Raw genomic sequence first — 19591 nt, forward strand, 5'->3', positions numbered from 1 at the left:
TTTAATCTTTACATAAAATCAGCATAACTCACTTACGCACAACTTATTTGCAAGGTCGTTCACTCCGTTTATAATAGTATCCTTGATCTGAACAGTATCTTTATTCTTTAGGCTATGCTTATAGCCCCTCTCACCAGGCATAAATATATTGCCTGGATCACCGCAGGACTTAATGCTCTCTACTAAGTGTTCTATCCGCAGCTTATATTCTTCAGTTTCTATAAAGAATTCTGGATTGACAGCACATAAAAAATGTCCATAACGAGAAAAACCAATCGGAGTATTTAGCGCTTTCACTTCATCTGCAAAAGCCGAACCTGTCAGCAATCCGGCCAAGATATCTACTGCGATTGCCAGCCCAAACCCCTTATAACCGCCAATAGAATTCATGGAACCTTTAAGAGCTTCCTCTGGATTATCTGTTGGATTTCCATTCATATCCTTTGCCCAATCTAAGGGGATCTTTTCGCCATTCTTGGCTGCCAGCCTTACTTTGCCTCTGGCAGCAACAGAACATGCCATGTCCAAAATAATATGAGGATATTTTTCTGTTCCTGGAAAAGAAAAGCAAATTGGATTTGTTCCAAGAATTGCTTTACTGCCGCCCTCCGGGGCCAGTGCCTGTGATGAATTGCCCATTACTATTCCGATCATATTCCTTTGAGCGGCTAATTCACCATAATATCCGGCTGCACCAAAACTATTACTATCCCTGACACCTACAATTCCCACACCATACTTTGATGCCTTATCAATACAAAGATTCATCCCCTGATATGCGGCAACCTGACCAAAACCATTATGTGCATCCAATACAGTGACTGCAGGATTATCCCGCACTACAGTCAGTTTGGTATCTGCATCCATTTGTCCACTATCAATTTTCCTTATATATATTGCCAGACGTCCTAAACCATGAGTATGTTTTTCTTTTCTATGAGCATCCACAATTGTATCCGCAATAATCCCCGCTTGCTGCTCCGGCACATTTTTTTTCATAAGTATAGCCTTGGATACTGCATATATTTTTTCAACACTTAAAATAGCCATGCTGTCTCCTCCGATTAATCAATAGAACCACGAGGCGAACAAACTGCATCAGGGCAATATTCATCGATAACACGTTTAACCAATAAGATCTGCTTCGCTCTTTTCTTTGCATCCGCATCCGTCGACTCCCAACTGTGTGTCTGAGCAACGGAGCCACCTGTCTTTAGGTAAAGCGGCGCCGCAACACGTATCATTTCAGGAACCTCGTAATGTCGAATGAAGCCGCCTGATGACGCTGGATTTTCAGTGTGTATATCAATCGGTATATCAATAGCCTGCCTTATGGCAGAGAGCATCTGTAATTGAATATCACGTACTGGATTAAATGAGTTAGCTCCGATACTTTCCATTAACTTGGCAGAACATGGATTACCATGTCCAGTATGTGCTGATACTTTGAATTTACAGTCTTTTGGAATTTCACCTTGCTTTCTTGCTTCATTCAATACCCAAAGGCATCCTTCATCATATACCATGAATGATCTGCAGCCAAAACGGGCAGCCCTCTTTACATCTTCAATTGCCCTGACAATCTGATCCTGGCCGCGCAGGCGGTATCCCATACGCTGTCCTTCTGACGTATGTACAGATGCGCTGGTATCATAGACTGCTCTTGGTCCGATAGCTAATATAAGATTTACAGCATATTGCTCCGCCAGTCCAACCATAGTCTCTATTTCTTCATCAGTTATTCTCATAATACCAATTGTTTGTGTTACACGATGTATAAACATGTCATTTCTATCTAACTCTTCCAAAAGCACTTTCATAGGACCTGGCCCCTGTATTCCAGGAACCTCAAAGCGGTACTGTGCACCATCTGTAAATCTTTTTTCCGATACGGGTAGATCATATGCATCTCCTGCTGGTAATCCGATACTTTTTAAAAACTCTTTTGTTTCTTTCATTTTTACCTGCCTTTCAAAAATATAATTATTACAATAAGTCTAACCATTCCTTCAGATTATCATTCAATTTTTCTGTTACGCTCATAAGGTTCAGCAGCTCGTCATCACTCCTGCCAGAATATCTTCCTAAAGAAAGGTATTTATCTTTTAATCCCTCTTCACTCATAGGATTTTCTGGTTCTCCTAATGGATAGTCCACACGCCTATTCAATATCCGCCCGTCTTTTAAGTGAAACTCAACAATAGCCGCACGTTTTCCCGGTGACAATGCTGTCAAATCTTTATCTTCTGCTATAATTACTTTACTCGATATTTTTTTAATCCTATCGTCTCTGATCGTTTCATCTGTAAAAGCTTCCAACCCAGCTTTTCTTTTCACAATTGCCGCTGCAACTGCGAATGGTGTACTCATTTTTGCAGCACTAATTGAATCAGCTTTTTGCAAATCATGCCCCTGAATTGCCAGTTTATACGTGTTAACATTGATTCTCTCTATCTCATCTGCATCCAGCTCAAAAGTATTAGTCAGCTTAAGTGCCGCTTCTACTGCCGGATGACAATGACGGCATGAAGCGTACGCCTTCGTATACCGTTGCTGGATTTTAAATGTTGCTTCTTCCGTTAGTAATTTGTCTTCATTAACTTCATCTGCCAACGCCTTAAAAAATCCCCGATTTCCGCCAAGTGGATCTTTAGGTCCCTGTAACCCGCTGGCGCCTATACAGGATGCCAGATATCCATTCATTGCTGCCTGTCCTACATTGTAGGGCTTTAATTGCGATGAGTCATCAATCATCTCCAGCAAACCTGAAGCCGAAGTAGACGCCGCAGAAATTGTACTTAATAACTGCTGTCTTGAAAAACCGGCAGCAATCCCTATGGCCATTGCCGCCCCTATGTTTCCGCACGTACCGGTTCCATGATATCCTTTCAATTTATGACCTGGCTGTATAGCCTGTGCAAGACGGCATGTTACCTCATATCCAATTATAACTCCTTTTATAAAAGCCTGGCCATTCTGAACAATACCTGCTGAAGCCGCCGATATCAAAGCAGAAATAACCGGTGCTCCCGGATGAAGCATTCCATAACGATGTCCGTCATCGAGCTCTACTGCATGTGCCGACATAGCATTTAACAGGGCTGCACTCATTGGATCACAGCCCGTTTGTTTCCCTATAATAGGTGTATTCCCTATTCCTCCAAGTTCGGTTAGTAACTTATCAATACTGCCCTCTAGTATACTTCCCCCAGCTAAAGCACACCCCAGATAATCCAATATACATAACTTACTTTCTCTAACAAGTTCTTCCGTATTAAGCATCTCAGCTTTTCCAGAAATGAAGTCCACGAATCTTTCAGAAATGTTCATATTCCCCTCCGTATATTCTTTCATTCATCAACCCCCAAGTTCTTTATTTTCTCTTGCTTATCAACCTGAGATAAAATTGTTCCAGATATCACTACAGTTACAATAAGTTTAACTGTATTCACTACCAGCGTTACTGACGCCAATCCGACAATACCATATGACTGTGTAAGAAAGTATGCCGGAATCATATAACATCCGCCCCACACAGTCTGTATAGCAGTATATGTTTTTGTCTTACCCTGAGATAATATTAACGCTGTAAATAACATGCTTATAAATCCCATGATCAGACCGCTGTTTACAAGCAGTGAATATGGCATAACTTCATCATAAAAACTACTATAGAACAATCTTATGTAGATTGGTGTTGCTATCTGACAGGCCACCAGCATTATAATACCTACACCTAAACTACAGAATAAAAACTTTTTAAAAAACTTACGGCTTAACTTTGCTTCTTTTGCTGAAAGGTATGATAAAATTAGGGTATTAACAGGATTCACTAACATTTGAACTGATTTTCCAACAAGTGACAGAGCATTATAATGTGTAACAGATTCTGCGCTGATTAACAATCGCAGTATAACTTTATCAAACTGCGTAATTCCATCGCGCACTAATGTTGATAATAGTATCATACTCATCGTTTTATATAAATGCTTTGCTTGTCCAATAGCTGTCTCTTTTTTAAATATGTCCCCTTTCCATATTGAATATCCTATAGCTATTAGTTCTCCGGTAAAAAATATTAACAGCCATATACCAGTCAACATATATAATAGAAAACCAATTACATATCCAACACTGGTAATTGCATAATAAATGAAGTATCCCCTAAAATTTAACCTCAGACGAAATTCAACTTGTGCATACATCCGTATAGTATAAACAACAGAAAAAATTGCAAATAGTAATGAAAATATGATCCCCGTATTTCCTACATAGCTGATGGCAAAGCATACTACTGCTGTTATTGCACTCATGCTTGCAAGAATACCGGCATAATCCCCATTGGAAGAATCCATGGTTTTTCTGGTAACCAGTCTTGTATTATTAATTGCAGTACCTACAGCCTGTGGAAAGATATAAACAATACCGATAAAATATAGTATATCACCCGTAACATTCTCGCCATAAAATCTGTTTATTAATGGATAAATTATAAGCTGTAAAGCCACCTGCATCACAACAGTCGCAGAAACCGTATATACCAGGTCACCTGCTAATTTTATTTTTTTCCCTAACATTTTTTTAATCAATTGAATACCTGCTCAATCTCGATTTCAAATATCGTTTATTCTGGCTTATTATCACTGGCATCTGATAATCTTTCTTCATCAGCATTGACAATTCGTGTATTTTCGATACTTCCCGCTTTCACTACATCCCTAATCTTATATGGAGGTAATTTACATAAAATTAAATACATCTTTCCTATATATTCTCCAACAATACCAATTAAAAACATAATAGCTCCACATAAAACAAGCATAACAACCATAAGTGATGCATATCCTGCTGTCATATTTGGATGAATTAACTTTCTGATAATAATTAATAGAGCCCCTAGAACTCCTAAAAAACCGCAAAATATGCCCGTATTCATAGCTAAGCGCAGAAGCGCTGTGTTAAAAGAAGTAATGGATTTACTCCATAAGTCAAATAAACGCTTCAGCGTGTATCCAGATCTCCCCTCTTTTCTTGATAAATGGGGCATTTCAATATTTGTTATCTTAGTGGTAAGTTTTCTAAGATAAGCAGCAACAGCGATTACAGGGCACTCACTATTTTTCATGGTTTCAATTGAAAAAGAGCTTAACGCAAAAAAACTGGAGAGCTGTATATCTTTGGGCTTTGAACCTGTTTTATACAATATCCAGTTATGCAGTGAACTTGTCATCCGTTTAAATAAACTATGCTTTTTATTTGCAAAGTGTGCATAAACAATATCATACCCCTCTCTCACCTTATCGACAAGAGAAAAAATACCCTCAGCTGGATGCTGACCATCATCATCCATATACACCAAGATACTGCCATTAACATAAGGTATTGCAGCCATTTTAGCAGCACTTTGTCCAAAATTTTTGGACAGGTTCACCCCCGTCACCTTATCGTTATTCTGGCAGATATGGTGAATCACTTCAAATGTATTGTCTGGTGATCCATCATTCACCAAAATGACTTCATAATCGTATTCCGAATTTTTCTGAAAAACCAAGTCAATGTTATGCACTACTTCTGAAATAGTTTTCGCAGATTTATAACATGGTATTGCAATAGATATAAGCATTTTTTATTCCCTTTCTATAGAACACTATATTAATTTTCGAAAGTTAAGGGCGCAATCTGTCCGTATCAAATTTCATGAAGATCATATTTTTATTATTTGTATCACTTATCGTTATCGTATTTTGTATATAGTTAATAGTTTCAGCAGCCTCACTATATCCATCTACTAAAAACTTAACCCTGCAAAAATGCTGATCTAAAGTACCTATTTTCTGTGGAGTGATCTCGTCTCCTTCATGATAATATTGTATATAATCCAATAGCTGCAAGTTCGACAAGCATTCCTCAACACCTTCGATACTGCCAATTATTCCTGTTCTTAGTGGTACGCACAAAGAAATAGCCACTTTACCGTTTAAATATGGATCCACCTTTGAAATCTCTTCCGTTGTACAGAGTTCTTCCCCAAGTGCCAGTCTGATCATCATAAGCATATCATTAATACCAGTTGTCGGTCCAGTAATCGTATAGGTAAGACCGCCGCTTAAACGAAGCCCCATTTCATGAAAATAAATCTGACCATCCTCCGGATCTATCAATGCCTGCATAAAAAATGCTCCGTCTTTAAGGCCAATTCCCTTAAACATCTTTCTTACATTTTCATTAATGCTTTCAATATAATTTTTTGTTAGTTTAGAAGGATAGACAGCAACGCCACTGATAAGGGCCTCACGTCCTATCGGATCAACCATATAACGGTCATTTGCCAGTAAGAGATAGATCTCCCCTTTATATGCAAGATATCTTGCTGCAAATGCAATATCATTAGCTATATACTTTTCCACTATAACTTGCTTTTGAACAGAAAATTTTAAAGCTTCTCTGTAAGCCTTTATCAGTTCTTTCCGATTCTGGCATACAGAGATACCTCTTGAACTGGATGAATCAACTGGTTTCACCATAACCGGATATACTATTTTTTTTAGATCTTCTTCCAAAAATTTGTCTGTGATATGATATTCGGGTACACATGGAACATTATATTTCCTGCACAAATCCTTAAATACCGCTTTATTAGAGCATTGATCCCACTGTTCCTGTGTCGCATAAAAAGGAAGCCCTGCATGTTTGCACAATTTAAGCGCATTAAGCAGATTAAACTCACTCGGGCCGCAAAAAACCCCATCTATTTTTTTATCTTTTACAATTTTGGAAAGTGCCTCTATATCAACTGTGCTGACAGTAATCGCTTCTTCAGCTATTTCTTTCGCGGCGCCACTTTCATAATAATCTGCAACGATCGTATAAACGCCAGCCGCCTTAGCTGTTTTCACTACATCATAGGATGCCAATCCTCCACCTAACACAAGCAGTCTTTTTCCTGTCAATTCCTTCATTTTAGTTCTCCTCATCTCATCCATAGAAATTATACATTGAGCTATCCGTATTTTTACTAATTTTAAATATCCGGACCCCCTCTTCCAGATAATCAACTTGGGTGAATAACACTTCTCCATACTCTTCTGTCAGATATTCCCATAGAGTATACATATATTCATCTCCTTCTCCAGTCATATAATACACATCTTCATCAAATAGATTTTCTGTAAGAAGCTGCTCTTTTCCTAAACTAATAAGCTGTTTGTTATAAGAAGCCGTATAAACATTAGTTCCACCCCAAAGTATTAAATTTACAGCGTTTTCTTTACTTGAATTAATATATATACGTTCATCTCCGGAAATAGTGATATCATGTATATAAATATTTTCTTTATGAGACTGCGCATAACGAACCATAGCTCCGTATCTCATATTATCTCTGGTATATCGATTAATCTCAGCCTTATCATAACTTGCCTGCATTGAAGCCACAAAAGACATCACAAGAGCCAGGGACATCCCCCCTACTAAGATATAATGCGTTATACTTAATATTACAGGATGTTTTCCGGTTTCATTTTGTAAAACATTGCTGATTGATTTCGGTTTTCTCTCAAAAGATAACATTAATAGAATAGAAAAAACCATCGTAACTAATGTTGGGAAGGCTACAGTCTGATACGCCCTTAATGGAAATCTTCCCTGCCAGCATAAGTAAACACACAATATTAAACATCCGCCAAATGCAAACCCACCACATAAAAATGAAGGCAGTATATCTAACCTGCGTCTTCTGGTCAACAAGATGATTAAAAGCATAATGAAGGCCGCACCTATGGCACAAGTAAGGGATAGTCCTACATTCGTCAGAACGCCTGTATCACACCCTAATTCCCAAATAGCTCTGATATCATTCTTAGTCGCATCTTCCTGTACAGAATACTCATAGATACTTTTTAAATTCTCTGTATTGTATTTACTATCCATAAAGTAATCTTTCTTTACAAGATCATAAAAAACTTCTGACCAGCCTATTTTCTCAAAAAACTCTGGTGCTTCATTATATGGAATAGTATTATAATCCATAAATTTGGCTCTATACTTATTTAATTCATAAAAGCCGTCAGGGAAAGCATTTTTCCTTAACTGTCCACCTAATAAGTTTAAGCCTTTTGCACTAACTATAACTATGATGAGTGCTAAGACGTACACAACGAATCTACGATAACCTATTTTTAATGAACTGGTTTGATTAAAACCGGTTGCTCGTTCATTCTCAGCCGATTTTTCTGTTTTCTTTTGCTGTCTCTTATGGATAAATATTTTAGATAAAATACACATGACTAAGGCAAGTGCCCAAAAACATGCAGATGCGACATATGATGAATAACGGATGAAAGAACCTAGAAGTATCCAGATACAGCTAAGAACAAAATCTGTAATCTGTATTCTACTGCTATCTTCATGAAATGCAGCAAATATAAGCGCAATTGCGGCACAACAAACAATGGTAGCGTTAACTGTATAAAGAATAACCGCTACCTGATAATAAAATGCGATGATAAAAAGTAGTATAAATAAACATAACGGCCATCTAATAGCCAGGTTTTTCTTATAAGCAACAGTAAAAATGCATTTACCAATAATCACAATACTAAAAAACAATACACCTAATGTAAGTATTGTATACCAAGGCACTGCCATGCTCAAAGAATAAAGCCCATACATAAGATAGCCAATAAACATATTTCCATAAGTATGCTCTGCTGTAGGAATCCCAGTTCGATAACCGCTATATGTTTTCATCATATTAGTATCATGTAAATAGAAAAAAATAGGCCTGGTAATGACCACTACTCCTATACACAATATACAAACCAAAAAAGCTAGCAGCCATCTTCCTGAATTAGATGCATAAAGTTCAAGAACTATTTCTTTTACACTTTTAGGTTTAGCACTTATCTGCTTCTTATTAGCGTTTTTATCCAAATCAAAAATCCTCCTGGTAAGATGTTACATTTTCCTCTGCTATACATTAAATTTAAATGTATTTACTCTCCGACTGTAAAATAAAGTAACTCAAAGAGCCGCTGATAGCACAGTAATGTCCTATTGAACGTATAAACGTTTACAAAACATTTCTATTATAAAGACATCTTTTTAATTTGTCAATTATTGACGCTATCTTTTAAAAACCTTTTTATTCAATTTCCCAAAAATAAGAAGAAGACACCGTTTTGTTGGCACACACCTTTATTAAAACTTATTTTCAATGTTCAATTGATCTTTTGTTAAATAATTTTTCCACACAAACTCGCTCATTACTCTTCATGATATAATATCCAAACCGAGTGGAGCTATCTTTTACAGGTGTTTTGCCAATTGCTTTCACTTCTTTTCTAATGCAGGTCACTGGCTCGCTTTTCAAAAATTCTTCAATCATTTGCTGATCATAATCATTGAATATAAAACGGATAAAAGCAATATCATCTTTTTCTTCTCGTTTTAGTATTGGTTCTTTTCCGCATGCAATATCAATCACCATTCTCATAAAATCATATCCTGTAGAAATCCACACCAGATCAGAACCTATACAGTCTCCTCCCATTCTGGCCCCAACTTCTATTATTCTTGCTTTTCCATCGGAATCAATTTTAAACTCACTGTGAGAAGCTCCATAAGTTACATGCAGAGCATCAAGGCAGATAAAGACTTCTTTTTTAACATCCTCCAAAATTTCTTTAGAAATTAAGGCCGGCTCAATATGTCCAGTCTCAATATAATGAGGAGCCCCTGTTGTATATTTTTTCGTAAATGCAAGTATATGATGTTCACCTTTATAAGAGATGCATTCACAACTAAACTCTTCTCCTTCGATAATGCTTTCGCAAATTGCTCTCTTTTCAAATGACTCAGCTGCTGCTGCCTCAACAGCAGTAAGCAATTCTTTATAATTAAATACTTTACTCACAGCACGGCTGCCTGAACGGTCAGTAGGCTTCACAATTACAGGATATTTCATCTCATCCGGGATATCTTTCGAATCTTGTGCATCTAACTTTATAAACATTGGGGTTCTGGCGCCTGCTCTTTTCATTGCCTCTCGCATTAGATACTTATTAGTGGAACAGCAATCATTTTCAGGTGGGTTGCAAACCAATCCGAGATTCCTTGCAACATAGTTAACTGTGATTGTTGCTAAATCAGAACCTATCGAGGTGACCCCTCTAGGATTTATATCTTTACATATTTCTAATATTTTTTCCTTTTCAATAATACTGACGGGATAAAAGTAGTCTGCACTTCTCTCTCCGACATCACCCGACTGCCAGGCAAAAACATGCGTTTCTAACCCCATCTCTTTCGCCTTAAGTATTAAGGGATTTTGGAATTCTCCTGCACCAATAATCACAAGTTTATCTTTCATATTTACCTCGTTTATCTATTTTAAACAATCTCATTTTTCTGCTTTATCTTTAATGCCAATCTTTCTTACTCCCAAAACTTTTCTAAAGTTGTACATACTTTTTCTATTTCCTTTTGTTCAAGGCCATAATACATAGGCAAGCGCAATAAACGTTCACTTTCCTTAGTGGTAAACCTATCCTCTCCTCGAAATTCTCCAAAGGTACGCCCAGCTGGCGCTTTATGTAAAGGTATATAATGAAATACCGCATTTACTCCATTCTCTTTTAAATATCGAATCAGTAATGTACGTTCTTCTATATCTCTGACTTTGATGTAAAACATATGGCCATTGTGCTTACACCAATCAGGAATAACGGGCCGTTCTATCTTCCCTTTCTTTTCAAGATGCTCCAACATGTTATAATATGTGTTCCAACATTCCAGTCGGAACTGGTTAATTTTATCTGCTTCTTCTAACTGTGCCCACAAATACGCGGCATTCAACTCACTGGGAAGATAGGACGAACCTGCATCTACCCATGTATATTTGTCTATTTGCCCGCGGAAAAATTTACTTCTGTTTGTCCCTTTTTCTCTAATAATCTCGGCGCGCTCTACATTTTTTAAGTCGCGAATAAGCAATGCTCCGCCCTCACCCATACTGAAATTCTTTGTCTCATGAAAGCTCAGGCAGCCATAATCCCCTATTGTCCCAAGAGCTTTTCCTTTGTATGTACTCATAATTCCCTGTGCAGCATCCTCTATAACTGCTAATTTATATCGATCTGCGATATTCATAATTGTATCCATCTCGCAGGAAACTCCTGCATAATGAACCGGAACTATTGCCCGAGTTTTCTTTGTAATTGCATTTTCAATCAGATTTTCATCAATATTCATAGTATCTGGCCGGACATCTACAAAAATCACTTTGGCACCACGAAGTACAAAAGCGTCTGCTGTGGATACAAACGTGTAGGACGGCATAATAACTTCATCACCTGGCTTTATATCCGTCAATAATGCGGACATTTCTGTAGCATGAGTACAAGATGTAGTTAATAAAACCTTACTTGAACCTGTACATTCTTCAAGCCAGCTGCTGCATTTTTTAGTAAACGCTCCATCCCCACAAATTTTATGATTATCAATTGCCTCTTTTAAATATATCATTGCATTCTGACCACACGGTGGCCGATTAAAAGTAATCATCTCTCATTTCTCCTTAGATTAGTATTTACTATAAGCATTTGTCAGTTAAAACTGCCTTTTATTAATCTTTTTTATTCTTTATAAAATTTCCAAATCTGAAAACCATCAGCAGTCTTATATAGGTTTCGCCTAGCATCAGGATAATAGTGTTCCTTTAAATATTCATAGATTCTATCCTGATATAGATTGTCTACCAAATATACATTATCTTCGATCAACGCTTTTAAAGGATTTTTAATATCATTTTCATCCAATTTCCTGAGCGTATCCGGGAAATTTACTGTGACTCCACATAAAAAAGAACTATTAATCCCTTCTGCTTTCTCGCCACTTTCAAAAGGATTATGCGCAAGATATAAAGTCTGAACAGTAGTACTAAAATTAAGGAAGTAGAAATTACCCTGGTGTGTCCCAATCTCTTTTTCTAAATTCGGGAATGCCGACTCGTTATAAACTGACCCCCTATACCTTCTGTTGTCATAATCCCAAGAATTATAAAAACGTTCTTCAACATAGGTTTTATATTCTGCCCCATTGATCCACTCAGCCCAATTATTCAGACGATAGGTGGGCATTTGATATACACAAAACACCAGTAATAATATACCACATACATTACACAATTCCAATTTGTTTTGCAAAAATCGACAATTTTTTTTCGTCCAGAAGTAAACTATTGCTAAAAATAATCCCAAAAAGACCGCATATTCAATCCTGTAAACTATTCTACCTGTCGCCACAAAATAACACAGGTAAAAGTATGCACCTGCTGACAAAATAAGTGAGGCCCACCAATAATTTTTATTAAAAATAATAGTAAGCAGAACTAATATCGCACATGCCCATAGAACTGAATATTTCCAATAGTTTCTTTTACCTAGTTCATATTTTATATAGTCCCTGTCGATCACCATATCACTCTGATAATCATTTACAATTTTCTCCACCTTCTGCAGCAGTTCCAAGGTATAAAAATCTGGATCGGCAAAATTCCAAGTTCTTAATAAAACGTAATCGTTTTCAGAAAGACCTAATTCTTTATATTCTTCCTCGCATGCTTCATATCCATAATCTTTTTTATCTACAATTCCTCCCCGGGCACTGCTATACTCTCTAAAATACTTATATTCGGGATTACTATTATATATATACCGGTCAATCTGCTTAGCACTTACTACTGCCCCTATAAGTATAACACCACAAACAGCAATTTGCACAAACTTCCTCCATTTTCCTTCGCTTCCGCAACGAAATAGTTGTACAAATTCAACAAGCAATATCAGTAACAGAAACCCACCGGCTATATAAATCACACTATACCGTATCAAGCTCCCCGCAACTACAAGCACCGCCCCCGCGGCAATCTCCCGTTTCCTGCACCTCTCATCATGGAACAATGCCCACAAAAACAGGATACTCCCCGCCATCACCGCCAGTATTGCTGTTTTTGTAAACTGAACCATAATATATGCATCATCTGAAAAAAAAGTAATAAATAAAACGGAAAGCATGATACCCATAATCGTATCCAGCCTCTTCAGCATCAGATAAGTAACCGCCGTAAATGCACAGTAACACAATGCCAGCTGCGCGATCAGATACCAGCTGATCTGCGGAACCAGGTAATAAAACGGCAGCAAAAGATACCCCCATAAGATATTAATAAATATCATATGCGGATTCGGTGTGCCGCTGTAGGCTCCGGACATGATCGCAGCCATAATATAATCATCCGAGGTCTCGTATTTAATCTCGCAGAATACAAGTACGAGTGCCAGAAAGACGGCATTTATGATGACTGCCGTCAAAAGATTATGTTTTTTCACTTTATCCCAGACAGGGCTTATCCTGTCATGTATCCTATTTATACTTTTATTCATCATCCTATTTGTATCCTTTATAAAGCATATTTTTCACCATTTCCCACATTTCCAAGATAAATGGTTCTTTCAATAGAAGAAGCGCCATACCAAACACACCATAAAAAGCAACGCCCGTTATACAGATCATTATAAACGAAGGCAGTTCCAGCTGCATCTTGAGCACGCCTCCTACAATTCCTGCAGCAGTCAGTGCCGCCGCTGTTTTGCCCAGGCTGATCTCTCTGACTACTTTGCTCAGCATGTCTTTCAGATAAACACATTGCACTGCCAAAACTATCAATTCAGCCAGCAGCGTTGCGAAAGCAGCTCCCGAAGCTCCGTATCTTCCTATCAATACCAGATTCAGCACAAAATCCACAACCGCGCCGCAGATAATGGAAATCAGCACTTCCCTTTCTCTTCCCAGAGGGGTGAGGATCTGGATGCCTGTAATATTTGACAGACCGATAAATAGAACCGTTGGCATTAATAATATCATCGGCAGAATAGACGGAAGATATTCGCTTCCCGACAATGTCAAAATGGTCTCCCGCGCAAATATCATGAAGTAAAGCATAACGGAAGAGGCCAGAATCAAAACAAAATTGAATGCCTTTACAATTGTTTTCCGGAAGGCATCCTGCTCTTTCTGTTTCACATAAAAAGACAGCCTGGGAAGCAGAACCGTTCCGAGTGAAGTTATCAGGCTGACTAGTATCGTCTTCACTTTGACTGCTGCATTATAATACCCTACTTCGGTCTCGTCTTTTATAAACTGGATCATAACAACATCCAGATTGGTATATACACTGGTAGCGGCAGACATGGCAAAAAAGATTCCTATAGGCTTTAAGTGCCGTTTAAAGTTATAGGGACCTTTCTTCTTTAATGTAACATATTTATGCAGATTTATAAAGTTCAACACGTAAGAACCGGCAGATGCAAATACAGTAATTGCACCATAAATAATATAATCTCCCGGATTTTTTACCCACGCAAACATCATAACAATGGAGATGACTTTAAATGTCAGGGAACATGCGGTAATATATGCATACTGTTCTAACGCACTGTAGAGCCAGCTGACACCGAACACATTCAGCACCATCGTGATACTGTTAATAAACAGCAATTCCTTCTCTTTCGCAAATTCAGGGACAAGAAACACCATAACTGCAAATACCGCATAGACGATCACCATAGTAACGGTATTGATAATCAACAGTTCCTGTACTGTCCTGGAAAGCTTTTCCCTGTCATCTCTTACCTGAGCACATACGCGTATCCCATATGTTGGAATACCGAGAGATGCAAACATTGTAAAATAGGTCAGAACCGCTGTGGCAAATGCTACTTTTCCATTTCCCGCCGCCTGCAGAACCCTCGATACATAAGGGAAAGTAATCAACGGAAATATAATGGATGATGCTGTCAGGAGAAAATTCATTATGAAGTTAAATTTTACTGAACGGATTCTCATAATGCCTGTTATCCTTCCATCCCGTTTCTTTTTTTCCCCATTTTTACTATTGTCTTATATCCCTTGAACCCTGTGCGCCGCAAAAGACTTAATGTCCCGCTCTCCTGCCCCGCCAGTCTGTATATCTCGGGATTTTTAGAGAGCAGTTCTTGGTCAAATTCTATAAACTTCTGCTTCATTTCCTCATTCTCAACCGGATAACTCATGAAGATCGTAATCTGCTCCCCTACCATCTCCGCAATCCGTTTTGAAATATACTCAATTTTTTCTTTTTGGCTCCCCTCTTGTTTTGCATATTCCGTAACAAAATCTGTCAGATGCATGATCACATCTATATGATTCTGTATGTGCTTCTGATATCCCTGCATGCTGACACTCTGTGTCGCCTGAGCCAGACGGTACATATAAACATAAATATCAAAATAAGCAACCTTTTCCACATAGGGAACCGGATACAAAATATATTCTACATCAACATAGAAACAGTGCTCGTCCAGCCGGATATGATGTTCCTTGAGAATTGCCGAGCGGATTGCCAGCGAATGCATTGGGATCTGTGTCTTTGTTACAATATCACTAAAATCCCAGTATTCCCCGCTGCCCTGTTCCCTTTGCAGCATTTTAAACTCACGCGGTGTCCTCTCTTTTGTCTGATCGTCCACCTCATAATAATTACATACAACATAGTCTGCGCTGCACGTTCTCAGTTTCTCCACCATACAGACAAATCCATCTGTATCTACCCAGTCATCGCCATCGACCACTTTAAAGTATGTCCCTCTGCATTCCTCTATCCCACGGTTAATTGTGGAACCATGCCCGCCGTTTTTCTTCGAAATCAGGCGGATGCTGTCCGGATATCTGTTCTCATATTCTTTTCCTATTGCAGCCGTACCGTCTGAAGAGCCGTCATCTACAATCAACACTTCTATATCCTTCAATATTCTTTCATCCAGAAAAGAATCCAGTGTCTGCCTTAAAAAACGTTCCACATTGTATGATGGAATAACTACTGATAATACCTTATCCATTGTCTTTTCTCCTATCGTCTTCTCATCTTGTCCGACTGTTTTCTCGCCCAGGACAGTACATTCATCATCCAGAACTGCCCTTTTTCCAGTATCCAGAACTGTATTTTTTCTTTCCTGCCCATATTTTTTATATAAGGATTCTTTCGAAACCCGGGAAACAGTTTTGCGGTTAAATCCCTGCACTTTTTCACATAGGGACTTTTCCTGTCATGATATATCATTTCCCTGGCAGGAATAAAATACATATTATAAAATGTCAGATACTCCAGTTCCCTGTGGAAAGTCTCAAACTGTCCGTTTTCCCGATAATAGTCCAGAACCCCCTCCACCATTTTTCTTCTGTGGGTGTAATTCTTTTCATCCTCCGTGCCGGTGGTAATAGAGCCTTCCCTTATCATATAATAATACAACGGTTCTCTTAAATATACAACATTGTCTGCCGTGAGAACTAATTTGGGAATCGTCCCCAGGTCCTCATAGCGGTATCCTACCGGGAAAAACAGGCCTGTTTTGGTAAAAAAGTCCCGGCGGAACAGTTTCGCACACACAGAAAGTGTCTGCAGCATCAGCTCCGGGTTCGTCTTAAGGCTGATAGGACGCATCTCCGGGAGATTACAGGCACATACTTCAACATCCCCATTTGGTTCCATCCGTTTATAGTCAAAATATACGATGTCACTGTCAAATTTTTCTGCTGCCGCCACTGCTTTCTCAATTAGCCTGCTGTCCACATAGTCATCACTGTCCAGGAAAAAAAGGTATTTTCCTGCAGCCTGTCCTGCCCCCACATTTCGTGCATCGCTCAGTCCCCCGTTTTTCTTATGGATTACCCGAATTCTGGAGTCTTCCTGTGCAAATTTGTCACACATCTCATTACTGCGATCCGTGGACCCATCATCCACCAGTATAATTTCCAACTCCTGATATGTCTGTGCTTTTATACTTTTTACACACTTTTCAAGAAAATCCTGCACATTATACACAGGAACTACAACACTTACCAATACCATGTGTATATTTCCTCACTTCCTGGCAGAGTTTATCACCAGTTTTTTATGGTTCTCAGCTGTTCAAATCCAGAAACAGCTGCCGCCATTCTATATATTAATCTGCGGCTTTTCCGCAGACCCGCCCGCAGGGCATGAGTTATGGGGTGCCCTTTGGGTATAATATTCCTCTCAGAACAGCCTTCTGGGCATTAAGGTCAAATAAACAGCTGTCCATATCTATTTTCACGTTATTTCGGTCATATTCCCTGTGAGCTAATATAAATTCTGCCCATTTATCAGCACCTGCGCTTAACGGAAGAAAATAACACTCCCTGCTGATCTTTGCCTCTTCGGGCACACCACTGCTTAATACACAGCGCAGCCCCGCAGCCTGTGCTTCCAGACTGATCATGGAAAGACCCTCAAAATGAGACGGAAGAACAAAAAAATCCATGCCCTGAAGAAGCCTGTCCACATCATTCCTCCAGCCCGTCAAACGCACCGCGCTTTCCAGCCCATACTGCCGCACTTTCTTTTTTATGATTTCCATTTCCTCTCCTGCTCCGATCAGCAGAAGAACGGCCTTGGAATCTTTTTTATAGATTTCCCGGAATACTTCCAGAAGAAATCCATGATTTTTCACATAGGTGAACGTACCAGCATGACCGACCACGAAAGAGTCCTCTATTTGTAGTTCCCTTCTCACGTCATCCCTGATGTGTTGATTGAATGTATATTTTTGGGTATCAATTCCACTCACTACTACATGAAAACGATTCGAATCCACGATTCTTTTCGGAAATGCCCACTCTCCGGCCAGTCTGGAAGCACCGTAGAACTCGGTGCCTGTCCGGTACAAAAACAGTCTGCATATTTTATGAATGCTGTTAAAGACCAGTCGTTTCAGTGAATTTGCACAGTCATTCCCACTGGCATGGCAATGCAGGACCCGTTTCTCTACCATGCACTTTCTTGCTGCCAGAGCTGCCACACAATCTATTGCCGTAGATATATTTAAATAAACGATATCATAGTGGTTATTCCGGATCAAATGGCACACCTTTGCATACTGTTTAAAAGGGTGGCGCAGGCTGGGAATCTCAAATAAACGGGAATGATACTTTTCGAGCCGCTGCCGCAGCCCCTCATCGATATGGTTGGTAAGGAAATCCATCTGCACATCCTCTCCCCCGGCGGTTTCCAGAAAATTAAGCAGATATCCATCAATCCCTCCGCCTGTACCATCCATAATAAATCCAATTAAAACCTTTTTCATTTTGCCTCTTCCTTATGCCCTGTTTGTAGCAGGGCAATGAAATATCCAAAGCACAGCCAAAAACAAAATGTCTCCGGTGAATTCACATAAAAGATCGTGGAAAGCACCGTGGCCGCCGCCGAAATAGAAACCATTACCGTGAAAACAGCCACCGCAGGTCTGAAGATATCAGGTGGCGCTCCCTTTACCTTTCTCTTCATATACAACAGCGTATTAACCATGAGCCATATAAGCGCTGCTATGCCCAAAGCGCCCTGTGCCGTAGCCGTATCCACCACCATGCTGTGCATAGAGTCATATTTGATACCCAAAGAATTCTTCACAAGATATGTTTCCGGAAACCGGTCCTCTGCAAATTCCGTAATATTGCGGTAACTGGCGCCGTATACCGGAGATGCCTTTATGATCTCAAGACCGCTTTCCCAAATTCCCATTCTGCCATTACTAAGGTCATGCGCAAGATCGGCTTTCCGCCCGATCGCTTTCCTTCCTGAGTTGCTCTTCTTTGGAATATTTTTTTTTGCCCTGTGCACTGCTTCTATTTTTTTATCTACAGTATTATAGACCTGTTTAAATCCCATGGTTCCCGCAACTGCTGCCAATCCGATCACCAGCGCCGCAGCGAACGCTGCCGCAGCCCTTCCTTTGAATCTTCCAAACCGGCGGTACAGACAGAGACCTGCCATTACAAACAGACCGGCAGCCAGAGCGACCTCCCCGGTTCTGGAATCGGAAAACACAAGAAACAGAAACTGCACCATGATACTGAATACCCAGAATACTTTCCCGGCTTTCCTTTTGGATATCCAGAAAAGATAGACTGCCAGAAAAACTGCCGCCAGCGCAATAACAGATCCCCTATTGGGTTCGTCATAGATTCCCCAAAGCCGTCCCCAGTTGAAGCCTACGATGTGCTCTGTCCCCAGAGGGTCTGTATATCCCATATTCCTGCCCCAATACACCATAGAAAGGCTGATTATATGAACAACGGTACAGTAGACAACATACACCGCCGCCGTAATTTTCAATTCCTTCAATACCTCTTCCCTGCTATACGTGCAGGTCGGTATATATATAATAAACAAAGAGATAAACATCCATACAAGGCCTTCTATATTCTCCAGATATCCATACCTTATATTCATAACCGCACTGAATACCGCGCTCAGCAAGAACGCAGCCAGGGGCCAAAGATTCGGAACCTTCAGATAAAGCCGGTAATCCTTCAGCATCCAAAGCCCCAGCACCGCTCCCCAGACCGCCGATAAAATCGTCGCATACTTCATCCATACAGTCCCGTTTACAAAGGCATTGAAAGCCAGCAGTAAATAAATCATATAATACATCTTAAATATAAAAAGTACCTGTTTAAATCTCTTATTCTCTGTCAT

Annotated in this window: 15 protein-coding genes; all 15 read right to left on the reverse strand. The window is 39.3% G+C overall.

The features are described from left to right. Positions 1-18: 18 nt before the first annotated feature. The 15 genes from BN1938_RS22560 to BN1938_RS22630 all read right to left on the reverse strand — a co-directional run bounded on the left by BN1938_RS22560 (position 19) and on the right by BN1938_RS22630 (position 19591). Entirely contained in the window at positions 19-1050 is a 1032-nt protein-coding gene (locus tag BN1938_RS22560; protein ID WP_050642630.1) for an Ldh family oxidoreductase, read from the reverse strand. 14 nt (positions 1051-1064) lie between these two features. After that, a complete protein-coding gene (locus tag BN1938_RS22565; protein WP_050642631.1) occupies positions 1065-1958 on the reverse strand; it encodes a hypothetical protein in 894 nt (297 codons plus the stop codon). A 28-nt stretch (positions 1959-1986) separates the two neighbouring features. After that, positions 1987-3354, reverse strand: a complete 1368-nt coding sequence (locus BN1938_RS22570) for an MmgE/PrpD family protein (RefSeq protein ID WP_050642632.1) — start codon at positions 3352-3354, stop codon at positions 1987-1989. Then, the gene (locus tag BN1938_RS22575; protein ID WP_050642633.1) at positions 3351-4589 is read right to left on the reverse strand and encodes a lipopolysaccharide biosynthesis protein; all 1239 of its coding nucleotides are present in this window, start codon (positions 4587-4589) and stop codon (positions 3351-3353) included. The genes BN1938_RS22570 and BN1938_RS22575 overlap by 4 nt, the downstream gene beginning before the upstream one ends. A gap of 35 nt (positions 4590-4624) precedes the next feature. Next, entirely contained in the window at positions 4625-5623 is a 999-nt protein-coding gene (locus BN1938_RS22580) for a glycosyltransferase (RefSeq protein WP_050642634.1), read from the reverse strand. A gap of 43 nt (positions 5624-5666) precedes the next feature. Next, positions 5667-6959: an ATP-binding protein gene (locus tag BN1938_RS22585; protein WP_050642635.1), complete on the reverse strand. Its 1293-nt coding sequence runs from the start codon at positions 6957-6959 to the stop codon at positions 5667-5669. A 16-nt stretch (positions 6960-6975) separates the two neighbouring features. Next, positions 6976-8931 carry a hypothetical protein gene (locus BN1938_RS22590; protein WP_050642636.1) on the reverse strand — a complete coding sequence of 652 codons (1956 nt, stop codon included), beginning with the start codon at positions 8929-8931 and terminating at the stop codon, positions 6976-6978. A gap of 280 nt (positions 8932-9211) precedes the next feature. Continuing rightward, positions 9212-10369 (reverse strand): ATP-grasp domain-containing protein, encoded by a 1158-nt coding sequence (locus tag BN1938_RS22595; RefSeq protein ID WP_050642637.1) that lies wholly within the window; start codon positions 10367-10369, stop codon positions 9212-9214. Positions 10370-10434: 65 nt separating this feature from the next. Continuing rightward, positions 10435-11562, reverse strand: coding sequence for a dTDP-4-amino-4,6-dideoxygalactose transaminase (gene rffA / locus BN1938_RS22600; RefSeq protein WP_050642638.1), 1128 nt, complete (start codon positions 11560-11562; stop codon positions 10435-10437). Positions 11563-11633: 71 nt separating this feature from the next. Beyond that, complete coding sequence (locus tag BN1938_RS22605) at positions 11634-13445, reverse strand: hypothetical protein (protein WP_050642639.1); 1812 nt, start codon at positions 13443-13445, stop codon at positions 11634-11636. A 1-nt stretch (position 13446) separates the two neighbouring features. Continuing rightward, a complete protein-coding gene (locus BN1938_RS22610; RefSeq protein WP_050642640.1) occupies positions 13447-14904 on the reverse strand; it encodes a flippase in 1458 nt (485 codons plus the stop codon). Between the two features lie 8 nt (positions 14905-14912). Further along, the gene (locus BN1938_RS22615) at positions 14913-15935 is read right to left on the reverse strand and encodes a glycosyltransferase family 2 protein (RefSeq protein ID WP_050642641.1); all 1023 of its coding nucleotides are present in this window, start codon (positions 15933-15935) and stop codon (positions 14913-14915) included. 11 nt (positions 15936-15946) lie between these two features. After that, a complete protein-coding gene (locus BN1938_RS22620; RefSeq protein WP_050642642.1) occupies positions 15947-16945 on the reverse strand; it encodes a glycosyltransferase family 2 protein in 999 nt (332 codons plus the stop codon). Positions 16946-17081: 136 nt separating this feature from the next. Beyond that, positions 17082-18200, reverse strand: coding sequence for a glycosyltransferase (locus BN1938_RS22625; RefSeq protein WP_050642643.1), 1119 nt, complete (start codon positions 18198-18200; stop codon positions 17082-17084). Further along, complete coding sequence (locus tag BN1938_RS22630; RefSeq protein WP_050642644.1) at positions 18197-19591, reverse strand: O-antigen ligase family protein; 1395 nt, start codon at positions 19589-19591, stop codon at positions 18197-18199. Before BN1938_RS22630 ends, BN1938_RS22625 begins: the two co-directional genes overlap by 4 nt.

Source organism: Eubacterium sp. SB2, from assembly GCF_001244405.1.
GTDB classification, from domain to species: Bacteria; Bacillota; Clostridia; order Lachnospirales; family Lachnospiraceae; genus Faecalicatena; species Faecalicatena contortus_B.